This window comes from Amycolatopsis sp. N2S4-7, assembly GCF_058119595.1.
The window spans coordinates 8555229-8568673 of record NZ_CP172299.1 but is presented as its reverse complement, the minus strand read 5'-3'; the positions used below and the strand labels follow the sequence as shown (position 1 = coordinate 8568673).

Genomic DNA, 13445 nt, shown 5'->3' with positions numbered 1-13445 from the left:
GTCCGAACTGAGAGCGCTCCCAGAGCGTTCCCACACAATGAGGTGGAGGCGGCACGTGAAACTGAGGCACGTCCTTTCCGCGGTGGCGATCGCCGCGGCCGGTCTCACGGCCCCGGCCGTGGTCGCGGCACCGGTCGCCCACGCGGACACGCTGATCTGCGACCAGTACGGATCGACCACGATCGGCGGCCGGTACGTCGTCATGAACAACCGCTGGGGCAGCAGCGCGACGCAGTGCATCAACGTCACGAGCAGCGGGTTCCGCATCCAGACCCAGCAGGGCTCCACCAGCGGCGGCGCACCGTTGTCGTACCCGGCGATCTACGTCGGCTGCCACTACGGGAACTGCTCCCCCGGCACGAACCTGCCCCGGCAGCTCAGCCGGATCGGCAGCGCGCCTTCTTCGATTTCCTACAACTACGTCGGCGGCTCGACCTTCGACGCCTCCTACGACATCTGGATGGACCCGACCGCCAAGACCAACGGGGTCAACCAGATGGAGCTGATGATCTGGTTCAACCGCCAGGGCGGCGTGCAGCCGGTCGGCGGCCGGGTGGGCACCACCAGCATCGGCGGCCGGAGCTGGGAAGTGTGGCAGGGCAACAACGGCGGCAACGACGTGGTGTCCTACGTGGCCCAGTCCACGATCGGCAGCTGGTCGTTCAACGTCCTCGACTTCGTCAACGACGTCGACGCCCGGACCCGCGTCGATCGCTCCTGGTACCTCACCAGCATCCAGGCCGGGTTCGAGCCGTGGAGCGGCGGAGTCGGCCTGGCGGTCAACTCCTTCTCGGCCAGCGTGAACTGACCAGTGCGGAGCGGACCCCCGTCCGCTCCGCACCACCCTCCTCCCGATGTTAGCGCTAACACTCACCTCCGTGCCCGGACGGCGGAAGGACCCACCATGAACCTGGCGAAGACCGTCGGTGTGCTGGCGACCTGCGCGGTGCTCGCCGCATCGGCGGTGGGCGTGGCCGAAGGGGCCCCGGACGCCGTCCAGGCCGATCCGGTGGCGGTCATGCCGCTCGGCGACTCGATCACGCAGGGCGGCTCGATCGGCGGCTACCGCCTCGACCTCGGCGCGAAACTGCGGGCCGACGGGCGCTCGATCGACTTCGTCGGCTCGCTGGCGGACGGGCCGTCGAGCATGCCCGACCGCGACCACGAAGGCCACCCGGGCTGGACCATCGCCCAGATCGACGCGAACGTCACCGGCTGGCTGAACGCGTTCCACCCCCGCACGATCCTGCTCCACATCGGCACCAACGACATGTACGGCAGCGACCCGGCCGGCGCACCACGCCGGCTGTCGGCCCTGGTCGACCGGATCACCACCCTCGCCCCGGCCGCGGACCTCTTCGTCGCCACCATCATCCCCATCCGGTTCGCCGACCCCGCCGTGCGCACCTTCAACGCCGCCATCGCGCCCGACATCCGGGCCAAGGCCGCCGCCGGCAAGCGCGTGCACCTGGTCGACATGTACCCCTCCGTGCCCGTTTCGGACCTGCCCGACGGCATCCACCCGAACGCGGCCGGCTACAGCAAGATGGCCGCCACCTGGTACGACGCCCTCCGGGCCGTGCCCGGCAGCATCGGCGGGGACCCGCAGCCCCCGGCGGGCGACGGCGCGTGCACCGCGACCCCGCGAGTCGTCGGCAGCCCGTGGAACGGCGGCTACCAGGGCGAGGTGACCGTCGCCAACCGCGGCAGCTCCGCCCTCGACGGCTGGACGGTGCGGTTCACCCTGCCCAGCGGCCAGGCCATCACCCAGACCTGGGGCGGCACGGCGACCGGCACCGGTTCGGTGACCGTCAAGAACGTCGCCTACAACGGCGCGCTCGGCGCCGGCGCCTCGACGACCTTCGGGTTCCTCGTGTCCGGTCCCGGCGCGGCGAGCCTCGACGCGGCCACGTGCACCAGCCCGTGACCGTGCACCCCGTACCCCCACGAAACGAAGGTGTGAACATGAAGACGACATCGCGGTCGTTCTCCCGAGCCGCGCTGGCTTCGGCTTTCCTGGCGACGTCCCTCGGGGTTTCGCTGGTGCTCGCCACGTCCGCCGACGGCGCGGCCTCGACGCTCGGCGCGGCGGCGGCCCAGACGGGCCGGTACTTCGGCGCCGCCGTCGCGGCCGGGAAGCTCGGCGACTCGACCTACGTGAACATCCTGAACCGGGAGTTCACCATGGTCACGCCCGAGAACGAGATGAAGTGGGACGCCACCGAGCCCAACCGCGGGCAGTTCAACTACAGCGGCGGCGACCGGATCCTCAACCAGGCGGTCAGCACCGGCAAGCGGGTGCGCGGGCACGCGCTGCTGTGGTACCAGCAGGAACCGGGCTGGGCGCAGCGCATGGAAGGCTCCGACCTGCGCTCGGCCATGATGAACCACGTCACCCAGGTCGCCACCCACTACAAGGGCAAGATCTACGCCTGGGACGTCGTCAACGAGGCGTTCGCCGACGGCGGCAGCGGCGGGCGCCGCGACTCCAACCTGCAGCGCACCGGCAACGACTGGATCGAAGCGGCGTTCCGCGCCGCGCGGGCCGCCGACCCGGGCGCGAAGCTCTGCTACAACGACTACAACACCGACGGCGTCAACGCCAAGAGCACCGGCATCTACAACATGGTGCGGGACTTCAAGTCCCGCGGCGTCCCGATCGACTGCGTCGGCTTCCAGTCCCACCTCACCAACTCGCCGCCCAGCGACTACCAGGCCAACCTCCAGCGGTTCGCCGACCTGGGCGTCGAAGTCCAGATCACCGAGCTCGACATCGCCGGCTCCAACCAGGCCAACGCCTACGGCGCGGTGACCCGCGCCTGCCTGGCCGTCGCCCGCTGCGCCGGCATCACCACGTGGGGCATCCGCGACACCGACTCGTGGCGCACCGGGGAGAACCCGCTCCTGTTCGACGGCAACGGGAACAAGAAGGCCGCCTACACCAGCGTCCTCGACGCGCTGAACGCCGCGACCCCGACCACACCCACCACCCCGACGACGCCGACCACCCCCACCACGCCGACAACCCCGACCACACCCACGACGCCGACCACGCCGAACCCCGGCGGCTGCACCGCCTCGATCTCGCTGAACTCCTGGAACGGCGGCTTCGTGGCCACGGTGAAGGTCACCGCCGGCGGCACGGCCCTCAACGGCTGGCAGGTGACGACGGCCCTGCCCGGCGGCGCGGCCGTGACCAACGCCTGGAGCGCCACCAACAGCGGCACCACCGGCAGCGTCACCTGGTCCAACGTCTCCTACAACGGCGCCGTCGCGGCCGGGCAGTCGACCGAGTTCGGCTTCCAGGGCACCGGCAGCGCCGAAGGCGTCACGCCGACCTGCGCCGCGAGCTGATCCCGCTCCCCGACGAACGGAGACCACCGTGCCCCACCGAAGGCGACTGCTCGCCTGGCTGACCGCGGCCCTGTGCGCGACGGCGCTCCTGCCCGGCACCGCGCACGCCGACAACCCGATCGTGCAGCACATCTACACCGCCGACCCGGCACCGCTGGTGCACAACGGCCGCGTCTACCTCTACACGGGGCACGACGAGGACGGCTCGACCTACTTCACGATGAAGGAGTGGCGGGTCTGGTCGTCCGCGGACATGGTCAACTGGACCGACCACGGCTCGCCGATGAGCCTCGCGACGTTCAGCTGGGCCAAACAGGACGCGTGGGCCGGGCAGGCCGTCGAACGCAACGGCAAGTTCTACTGGTACGTCCCGGTGGTCAACCGCTCGACCGGCCGGATGGCCATCGGGGTCGGGGTCGCCGACAACCCCACCGGGCCGTTCCGGGACGCGCTGGGCCATCCCCTGGTCGAAAACGGGGAGATCGATCCCACGGTCTTCATCGACGACACCGGCCAGGCGTACCTGTACTGGGGCAACCCGAATCTCTGGTACGTCCGGCTCAACGCCGACATGACGTCCTTCTCGGGCGGCCCCACGCAGGTCCCGCTCACCACCGCCGGGTTCGGCACGCGCCCCAACGGCGGCAGCCGTCCGACGATGTACGAGGAAGGGCCCTGGGTCTACAAGCGCAACGGCCTGTACTACAACGTGTTCGCGGCCAAGTGCTGTTCGGAGTTCATCGCCTACTCCACCTCGCCCGGCCCCACCGGTCCGTGGACCTACCGGGGCACGGTCATGCCCACGCAGGGCAGCAGTTTCACCAACCACCCCGGGATCGTGGACTTCAAGGGCAGCTCGTACTTCTTCTACCACAACGGCGCGCTGCCCGGCGGCGGCGGGTACACCCGCTCGGTGGCGGTGGAGAAGTTCGCTTACAACGCCGACGGAAGCATCCCCACCATCACCATGACCAGCGCGGGACCACCGCCGGCCGACACGCTCAACCCCTACACCCGCCAGGAAGCGGAGACGATCAACTGGGAATCGGGGATCGAGACCGAACCGGCGTCCGAAGGCGGCATGAACATCGGGTGGATCGAGAACGGGGACACCGTCAAGGTCCGCAACGTCGCCTTCGGCGCGGGCGCGAAGACGTTCACCGCCCGCGTCGCCTCGGCGGCCGGCGGCGGCACGATCGAGGTCCGCCTGGGCAGCGCGACCGGCACGGTCGTGGGCCGCTGCACCGTGCCCGGCACCGGCGGCTGGCAGACGTGGACGTCGGTGTCCTGCCCGGTCAGCGGCGCGACGGGCACGCAGGACCTGGTCCTGCGGTTCACCGGCGGCAGCGGCTACCTCTTCAACGTGAACTGGTGGCAGTTCTCCGCCTGACCGTTCCCCCAGCGAAGGAAGACCATGTCCTCACCACGCCCCACCCCGTACCGCTCGGCACTGGCGGCGGCGACCGCGGTCGTCGCCGGCATGGCCGCGACCCTGCTCGTGGTGTCCTCGCCCGCCTCGGCCGCCCCGGGCTGTTCGGTCACCTACTCCGCGCCGTCCCAGTGGCCGGGCGGGTTCACCGCGAGCGTCGCCGTGACCAACGTCGGCGACGCCGTCGACGGCTGGTCGCTGACCTGGTCCTTCGGCGCCGGGCAGCAGGTCACCCAGGCGTGGAACGCCGAAGTTTCCCAGAGCGGCTCCCAGGTCACCGCCCGCAACGTCTCCTACAACGCGTCGATCCCGGCCGGGGGCAAGGTGGAGTTCGGCTTCAACGGCACGGCCAACGGCACGACCGGCCCGAACCCGGCCGAGTTCAGCCTGAACGGCACGCCCTGCACCGGCGCCCCCGTCCCGACGACACCGACCACCACCACGACACCGAACCAGCCGGGCGGCGACCTGCCCTCGAGCTTCCGGTGGTCCTCCTCCGGCGCCCTGATCGGTCCCAAACCCGACTCGGCCCACCAGAACGTCGCCGTGAAGGACCCGAGCGTCGTCTACTACGGCGGCAAGTACCACGTCTTCGCCTCGACCTACGCCGGCGGCTACAACCTGATGTACACCAGCTTCACCGACTGGTCGCAGGCCTCGGCCGCGCCGCACTACTACCTCGACCGCTCCGCGATCGGCACGGGCTACCGGGCCGCCCCGCAGGTGTTCTACTTCGCTCCGCAGCGCCTGTGGTACCTGGTCTACCAGACCGGCGCGGGCGGCTCCTACTCCACGACCAGCGACATCAGCCGTCCCGAAACCTGGTCGGCGCCGAAGAACTTCTACGCCTCGATGCCCCAGATCATCCGGGACAACATCGGCAACGGCTACTGGGTCGACTTCTGGACCGCGTGCGACAGCGCGAAGTGCTCCCTGTTCTCCTCCGACGACAACGGCCACCTCTACCGGTCCGAGACCAGCCTGGCGAACTTCCCGAACGGCTTCACCGACACCGTGATCGCCATGGGCGACCCCGACCGCAACCGGCTGTTCGAAGCGTCCAATGTGTACAAGATCGCCGGCCGGAACCAGTACCTGCTGATCGTGGAGGCCATCGGCTCCGACGGCCGCCGCTACTTCCGGTCCTGGACCGGGCCGGCCATCGCGGGCCCGTGGACCGCACTCGCCGACAGCGAAAGCAATCCCTTCGCCCGGGCGAACAACGTCACCTTCCCCGCGGGCGCCTGGACCCGCGACATCAGCCACGGCGAAATGGTGCGCACCAACCCGGACCAGACCATGGAGATCAGCCCCTGCAAGCTGTCCTACCTCTACCAGGGCATGGACCCCGGCGCCGGCGGCGACTACAACCTCCTGCCCTGGCGCCTCGGCCTGCTCACCCAGACCAACTCCCCCTGCTGATCCCGGCCGCTGCCGCCGGCGCGCGGGGTGCCGGCGGCGGCTGCCGTCCACGCCGAGAGGAACGACGATGCCCACTGGACTGCCACGGCGCCTCGCCCACGCGACGGCCACGGCGCTGGCCGCGGTCGCCCTGCTCACGCTCCCCCACGACCGGCCCGCGGCGCAGGCCGCACCGGGGAGCCCGGCCCTCACCCCGCCGATGGGGTGGAACAGCTGGAACAGCTTCGGCTGCGGGGTCACCGAGTCGCAGGTGCGCCAGGCCGCCGACGCGATGGCGTCGTCGGGGATGCGGGACGCGGGCTACCAGTACGTCGTGGTCGACGACTGCTGGTTCGACCCGCAGCGCGACTCCGCCGGCAACCTCCGCGCCCACCCCACCAAGTTCCCGTCGGGGATGAAGGCGCTGGGCGACTACATCCACGCCAAGGGCCTGAAGTTCGGCATCTACGAGGCGCCGAACGAGCGCACCTGCGCCCAGACCGTGGGTAACCACCCCGGCTCCACCGGCAGCAAGGGCCACGAGAGCCAGGACGCCCGCAGCTTCGCCTCCTGGGGCGTCGACTACCTCAAGTACGACTGGTGCTCCGGCGCCGGCACCCGCGACGAACAGGTCGCCCGGTTCAGCCTCATGCGCGACGCCCTGCGCGCCACCGGCCGCCCGATCGTCTACAGCATCAACCCCAACAGCTTCCACGCCATCACCGGCGACAAGTACGACTGGGGCCAGGTCGCCGACCTCTGGCGCACCACCGAAGACCTGCTCGACATCTGGCAGAACGGCAACACCAACAGCTACCCGATGGGCGTGGGCAACGTCCTCGACGTCACCGCCCCGCTGGCCGCGCAGACCGGGCCGGGCCACCGGAACGACCCGGACATGCTCGTCGTCGGCCGCCCCGGCCTCACCCTCACCGAGTCACGGGCCCACTTCACCCTCTGGGCGCTCCTGGCCGCGCCGCTCATGGCCGGCAACGACATCCGCACCATGTCCGCCGACATCAGCGCCGCCCTGCGCAACCAGCGGCTCATCGCCGTGAACCAGGACCGGCTGGGCGCGGGCGGCCGCCGGGTCCGCGACGACGGTGCCACCGAGGTCTTCGCCAAGCCGCTGGCGGACGGCTCGGTCGCGGTCGGCCTGCTCAACCGGGGCAGCGCCACGGCGACGATCACGACCACCGCGGCCCAGGCCGGCCTGACCGGCGGTTCGTTCACCCTCACCGACCTGTGGACCGGCACCACGACCGGCAGCAGCGGGCAGATCACGGCGAGCGTCCCGGCGCACGGGGCGGCCGCCTTCCGGGTGTCGGGCGGCACGCCGCTCGCCGCCACCACGAGCCGGCTGCGCGGCGACGGCTCGGGCCGGTGCGTCGACGTCGACAACGCCTCGACCGCGGCCGGCGCGGCCACGCTCATCTGGGACTGCCACACCGCGGCCAACCAGCTGTGGACGGCCTGGGCCAACGGCGAGATCCGCGTCTTCGGCGACAAGTGCCTGGACGCCGAGAAGCAGGGCACCGCCAACGGCACGCGGGTGATCACCTGGCCGTGCAACAACCAGGACAACCAGAAGTGGACCTTCGCCGCCGACGGCTCGATCCGCAACCTCCGCGCCGGTTTGTGCCTGGACGTCAACCAGGCCGGCACGGCCAACGGGACTCCCGTCGTCCTGTGGAGCTGCACCGGGCAGGCCAACCAGAAGTGGACGCGCGCATGAACCGGACCCCGTGGTGGACAGCCTTCGCCCTGACCGTCCTCGTCGGTGCCGCCCTCGTGGCCGCCCCGGCGGCCACCCCGGCCGCCACCCCGGCCGCCACCCCGGCGAACGAGGCGGCTACCTTCACCAATCCCGTTCTGTGGCAGGACTTCGCCGACGTCGACGTCATCCGGGTCGGCAACGCCTACTACTACTCCGCCTCGACGATGCACTACTCGCCGGGCGCGCCGATCCTGCGTTCCTACGACCTGGTGAACTGGGAGTTCGCCGGCCACTCCGTGCCCAAGCTGGACTTCGGCGCGAAGTACGACCTCAACGGCGGCCGCGGATACGTGCGCGGCATCTGGGCGTCGTTCTTCAACCACCGGGCCAGCAACAACACCTACTACTGGGGCGGGTGCGTCGACTTCGCCAAGACGCACATCTACACCGCCACCGCCGTCGACGGCCAGTGGTCCAAGCACGCCACGATCGACAAGTGCTACTACGACGCCGGCATGCTCGTCGACGACAACGACACGATGTACGTCGCCTACGGCAACACGACCATCAGCGTCGCGCAGCTCTCCCCGGACGGGAAGTCCGAAGTCCGCTCACAGCAGGTGTTCCAGACGCCGTCGAACATCGGCACCCTCGAAGGGTCCCGGTTCTACAAGCGCAACGGCAGCTACTACATCTTCCTGACCCGCCCGGCGAACGGCCAGTACGTCCTCAAGGCGAGCAACCCCTTCGGGCCCTACACGCTCCAGCAGGTCCTGCTGAACCTCCCGGGCCCGATCCAGGGCGGGGGCGTGCCCCACCAGGGCGGGCTGGTGCAGACGCAGAACGGCGACTGGTACTACCTCGCTTTCGTCGACGCCTACCCGGGCGGACGCGTCCCCGTGCTCGCCCCCATCACCTGGACCGCCGACGGCTGGCCCCGCCTGCAGACGGTCGACGGCCGCTGGGGCACGACCTACCCGAAACCGAACCTGCCGCCACCGCCGCGCCAGGTCGAGCCGATGATCGGTACGGACACCTTCCAGGGCAGCACCCTGCGGCCGGAGTGGGAGTGGAACCACAACCCCGATCCGAGCAGGTTCTCGGTCGGCAACGGGCTCCGGCTGTCCACCGCCACGGTCACCGGTGACCTGTATTCCGCTCGCAACACCCTCACCCACCGGATCCAGGGACCGACCTCCACGGCCACCGCCACCCTCGACCTGACCTCGATGCGCGACGGCGACCGCACCGGCCTGGCGATGCTGCGCGACTCCTCGGCGTGGATCGGCGTCAAACGCGACGGCGGCCGCAACCGGGTCGTCATGGTCGGCGGCCTGACGATGGACGGCAACTGGAACACCACCGGCACCGGCACCGAGATCGCGAGCGCGAACCTGCCCGGCTCGCGCATCTGGCTGCGGGCCAACGCCGACATCCGTCCCGGCTCCGGACGCCAGGCCAGGTTCTCCTACAGCACCGACGGCGTGACGTTCACGCCGCTGGGCACGCCGTTCACGCTCAACAACGCCTGGCAGTTCTTCATGGGCTACCGCTTCGCCGTGTTCAACCACGCCACGCAGGCCCTCGGCGGCGCGGTCACCCTCCAGCGGTTCGACCTGACCACCCCGTAGGCGGCTCAGAACTCCCCGGCCCGTGGCCGCGTCGAAGTTCCGCAGCCACGGGCCGCCGCTGGAGCCACCGGCCAGCTCGCAGCCGGTGGTCCAGGTCGTGGTGACCGAATCGACCTCGAGGGTGGCGGGCCGTGCGCAGGAGAACAACGTCTCGCCGCCCGCGAGACCGGGTAGCCGAGGACGGTCGTGTCCACAGGGGACGGTCCCCGCTCGAACGAGACGTCCTGGGTGCCCGCGACCTCGGCGACGTGCCTGCCGCCGACGGGGTCCAGGGCGAGCACGGCGTCGGCGTCCGTTCCGCTGGCGCGGGCCCCGGGTAGGTGCCGGACCAGGCGAAGGCCCGGACCGGGAAGACCCCGTGCGGTGCCTTCCCGTGGTCGTAGCCCGGGACTCGTCGACGCCGGGTTCGGCGGTGAAGAACAGCCGCCCGACCCCCGCCGGCGCCGGCCCGTCCCACTCCCGCCCGGCCTTTCCGGCGGGCGGCGGGGCGTCATCGCCCCCCACTGCCGCATCCGCTCCGGCGTCCAGTGGGCCAGTGCCGCGGCCCGGTCCGCGGCACTCACCTCGGCCACCACCCGGCCTTCGGCGGCGGTCGCCGGAGCGGCCACGACCACCAGCGCAACCCCGGCGGCGGCGGTGAGCAGGGCAGCCGGCTTCGTCGAGTTCATACCCGGTGGACGGCCCGGCTCCCGATGACGTTGTGCCGATCTCTCACCTGACCGAGGGACACGGGAGCGGTAACGCGGGTGCGGTAACGGAGCGATAACGAGGACGGACAGCACCGCCCGACCGCAGGAGAACCTTCGCGTGGAGACACAGTGCCGAGGCCCGATCGACGTGACCCGGGTCGCCGGGTTCGACACCGGCACCGCCGACCCTGACGACCTTCGCCGTGCCGTCACCGCTTCGCCGGGATACGCCCGCGTCGACGACGAGCAGCGGGCGGCTTTGCTGGAGATCGTCCTGACGGTGGGCACCACGCCGGTTCGGGAGTCCCGGCGGCGGCGCCTCGTGAGGAGACTGCTCGGCCGGTAGCCGCCCCGCTGCTCACCGAGTCCTGATCGTCACCCCGGCGCGACGGCGATCGCGTCGAGGGCTCGGCGGATGAGGTCCGGCAGCTCGCCGCCGTGGTCGATCCAGTCGTCCAGGGAAATGCGGACCGCGGCCATGGCCAGTGCGGCGAGCAGGCGGGGCCGCGGGTCGTGGCCGTCGAGGGCGCGGAAACGCGGGGTGAGCAGGTCGGCGATGGCGTGCTCGTAGCGCTGGTAGGCCTGGGCGGTCCAGGCGTTGAGCGTCGGCGACGAGCGGGTGAGCCGGGCCAGCTCGCGGATCTGGCCGGCGTGCGCCGGGAACTCGGCCGCGAGTTCGCCGAACGCCGTGACGAGCGCGTCCTTTGCCGGGAGGTCGCCGGGCTGACGCGCGATCGCTTGCGTGACCAGGGTGAGCCACGGCCCGGTGATCCCTTCGGCGACCGCGCTTTCCTTGGTGTCGTAGTAGCGGAAGAAGGTCGCGCGCGCGACTTCGGCGTCCGCCGCGATCTGGTCCACCGTCGTGGTGGCCACCCCCTGCAGGCCGGCCAGCCGAGCCGCCGACGCGGCGATCCGCGCGTTCGTCGCCCGCCTCTTGCGGACGGCCAGGCTTTCCGGTTCACTCTGAGACATAATCTCATTCTGGACTATGTCTCATCGAGGAGCAAAGGGGCTCTCATGGGCGTGAACCAGCGCGAGCAGATCGTGATGTCCGCTGAAGAGATCACGGAGTTCTTGACCGAGCAGCGGGTCGCGACACTCGCGACGATCGCGCCCTCGGGCCGGCCCCACCTCGTCGCGATGTGGTACGCGGTGCTCGACGGCGTGCTGTGGTTCGAGACCAAGGCCAAGTCCCAGAAGGCGGCGAACCTGCGCCGTGACGGCCGGGTCACCGTGCTGGTCGAGACCGGCGACACGTACGACTCGCTGCGCGGTGTCTCCCTGGAAGGCCGCGCCGAGATCGTCGACGACGCCGACGCGCTGTGGGCCGTCGGCGTGAACATCTGGGAGCGGTACAACGGCCCCTACACCGAAGAAACCCGCCCGATGGTCGAGTTCATGCTCACCAAGCGGGTCGCCGTCCGCTTCGACGTCGAGCGGACGCGGTCCTGGGACCACCGCAAACTCGGCCTGCCCGCGCTCCCCCTCGGCGGCACCACCGCCGCCCACCGGTGAGGCGCGCGGTGGAATTCAACCTGGCCGACCTCTTCGAGCACATCGCCGACGCCGTCCCCGAGCGGGAAGCCGTCTACGCCGAGGGGCGGACCCTCACCTACCGGGAGCTCGACCGGCGGGCCAACCGCCTGGCCCACCACTTCACGGCGGCGGGCATCGGCGCGGGCGACCACGTCGGGTGCCACCTGATGAACGGCCCCGAATACCTGGAGACCCTGCTCGCGCTGCTGAAGATCCGCGCGGTGCCGATCAACGTGAACTTCCGGTACGTCCGCGACGAGTTGCGCTACCTCTACGACAACGCGGACCTCGTCGGGCTGGTGTACGACACCGAGTTCGCGGACCGCGTCGCCGCGGTCGTGCCGGACGTGCCCCGGCTGCGGCACCTGCTGGCCGTCGGCCCCGGCGACAACCTGCCCGCCGGCTCCCAGCGGTACGAGGAGGCGCTGGCCGCCCGGCCCGACAACCGCGCGGGGTTCCCGGACCGGTCGGCCGACAACCGGATGATCATCTACACCGGTGGCACCACCGGACTGCCCAAGGGTGTCGTGTGGCGGCACGAAGATCTGCTCTTCGGCGGCATGACCGCCGGCGTCGAAGGCCTGACCGCGCCCGAGGACGCCGGTCCCCGCGCGGCCGCGGCCGGTCCGCTCGTGATGTTCGCCGCGCCCCCGCTGATGCACGGCACCTCCGTCCTCGCCTCGTTCATCAGCTTCCTCGGCGGCAGCAAGGTCTGCCTGGTGCGCCGGTACTCCGGCGACGCGGCGGTCCGCGTCATCGAGGAGCAGGGCTGCCAGACGATGATGATCGTCGGCGACGCGATGGCCATGCCGCTCGTCGAAGCCCTCGACGCGCACCCGCGGCCCCTGCCGTCCCTGCGCGTCATCGCCAGCGCCGGCGCGCTGCTCAGCCCGGCGGTGCGCGACCGGCTCCGCGCGCACCTGCCCGACCTCTTCATCGTGGACAGTTTCGGCTCCACCGAGACGGGCCACAGCGGCGCGGGCGTGGACGAGAGCCGGCACTTCACCGTCAACGACACCACCACCGTCCTCGACGACAACCTCGAGCCCGTCACCCCGGGCAGCGGCGTGGTGGGCCAGGTGGCGCGGCGCGGGCACATCGCCCTCGGCTACCACAAGGACCCGGCGAAGACGGCCCGCACGTTCGTCGAAGCCGGCGGCGTCCGCTGGGCCCTGACCGGCGATCGGGCCACAGTGGACCCCGACGGCTCGGTCCGTTTCCTCGGCCGCGGCTCGATCTGCATCAACTCCGGCGGCGAGAAGATCTACCCCGAAGAGGTCGAGGCGGCCCTGAAGACCCATCCGGCGATCACCGACGCCGTCGTCGCGGGCCTTCCCGATCCCCGGTGGGGCCAGAAGGTCGCGGCGGTCCTCCAGCTCGACCCGGCCGCCGACGGCGTGACCCGCGAAGAGCTCGAGACCCACCTGGGTCCGCTGATCGCGCGGTACAAGCTCCCCCGCGTCACCCACGTCGTCCCGCACATCCAGCGGTCGCCGTCGGGGAAGCCGGACTACCAGTGGGCGACCGAAACCCTCCTGCGGGCGGCGCCGGAACCCTGAACGTCCCCCGGTGGATCGAATTTCCCTCCGGGAGGTTTGAGGCCGCCGCAACCCGGGTACCCGGCCGGGTGGAGCGGGCGGCGATCCGTCGCGCCCTGGTCAGCCCGGCGAAGAAGGGAACGCAGCATG

At 71.0% G+C, this 13445-nt stretch carries 11 protein-coding genes; 10 read left to right on the top strand and 1 reads right to left on the bottom strand.

Annotated elements, in window-relative coordinates:
• Nucleotides 1–55 precede the first annotated feature (55 nt).
• The 8 genes from ACH54P_RS40390 to ACH54P_RS40355 all read left to right on the top strand — a co-directional run bounded on the left by ACH54P_RS40390 (nucleotide 56) and on the right by ACH54P_RS40355 (nucleotide 10567).
• Nucleotides 56–808: a GH12 family glycosyl hydrolase domain-containing protein gene (locus ACH54P_RS40390; protein WP_489908554.1), complete on the top strand. Its 753-nt coding sequence runs from the start codon at nucleotides 56–58 to the stop codon at nucleotides 806–808.
• A 96-nt stretch (nucleotides 809–904) separates the two neighbouring features.
• Entirely contained in the window at nucleotides 905–1927 is a 1023-nt protein-coding gene (locus ACH54P_RS40385) for a cellulose binding domain-containing protein (RefSeq protein ID WP_489908553.1), read from the top strand.
• 38 nt (nucleotides 1928–1965) lie between these two features.
• The gene (locus ACH54P_RS40380) at nucleotides 1966–3354 is read left to right on the top strand and encodes a glycoside hydrolase family 10 protein (protein WP_489908552.1); all 1389 of its coding nucleotides are present in this window, start codon (nucleotides 1966–1968) and stop codon (nucleotides 3352–3354) included.
• Nucleotides 3355–3382: 28 nt separating this feature from the next.
• Nucleotides 3383–4744, top strand: a complete 1362-nt coding sequence (locus ACH54P_RS40375; protein ID WP_489908551.1) for a glycoside hydrolase family 43 protein — start codon at nucleotides 3383–3385, stop codon at nucleotides 4742–4744.
• A 24-nt stretch (nucleotides 4745–4768) separates the two neighbouring features.
• Nucleotides 4769–6205, top strand: a complete 1437-nt coding sequence (locus ACH54P_RS40370; RefSeq protein WP_489908550.1) for a glycoside hydrolase family 62 protein — start codon at nucleotides 4769–4771, stop codon at nucleotides 6203–6205.
• Nucleotides 6206–6272: 67 nt separating this feature from the next.
• Entirely contained in the window at nucleotides 6273–7919 is a 1647-nt protein-coding gene (locus ACH54P_RS40365; RefSeq protein WP_489908549.1) for a glycoside hydrolase family 27 protein, read from the top strand.
• Nucleotides 7916–9532 (top strand): glycoside hydrolase family 43 protein, encoded by a 1617-nt coding sequence (locus ACH54P_RS40360; RefSeq protein WP_489908548.1) that lies wholly within the window; start codon nucleotides 7916–7918, stop codon nucleotides 9530–9532. Before ACH54P_RS40365 ends, ACH54P_RS40360 begins: the two co-directional genes overlap by 4 nt.
• A gap of 807 nt (nucleotides 9533–10339) precedes the next feature.
• Nucleotides 10340–10567, top strand: a complete 228-nt coding sequence (locus tag ACH54P_RS40355; RefSeq protein WP_489908547.1) for a hypothetical protein — start codon at nucleotides 10340–10342, stop codon at nucleotides 10565–10567.
• Nucleotides 10568–10596: 29 nt separating this feature from the next.
• On the opposite strand, the gene ACH54P_RS40350 is transcribed toward ACH54P_RS40355, so the two are convergent.
• Nucleotides 10597–11193, bottom strand: a complete 597-nt coding sequence (locus ACH54P_RS40350; RefSeq protein ID WP_489908546.1) for an acyl-CoA-like ligand-binding transcription factor — start codon at nucleotides 11191–11193, stop codon at nucleotides 10597–10599.
• A gap of 45 nt (nucleotides 11194–11238) precedes the next feature.
• On the opposite strand from ACH54P_RS40350, the gene ACH54P_RS40345 reads away from it, so the two are divergent.
• Together ACH54P_RS40345 and ACH54P_RS40340 are read left to right on the top strand one after the other, a co-directional pair.
• The gene (locus ACH54P_RS40345) at nucleotides 11239–11736 is read left to right on the top strand and encodes a pyridoxamine 5'-phosphate oxidase family protein (protein WP_489908545.1); all 498 of its coding nucleotides are present in this window, start codon (nucleotides 11239–11241) and stop codon (nucleotides 11734–11736) included.
• Nucleotides 11737–11744: 8 nt separating this feature from the next.
• A complete protein-coding gene (locus tag ACH54P_RS40340) occupies nucleotides 11745–13316 on the top strand; it encodes an acyl-CoA synthetase (RefSeq protein ID WP_489908544.1) in 1572 nt (523 codons plus the stop codon).
• Nucleotides 13317–13445 lie beyond the last annotated feature (129 nt).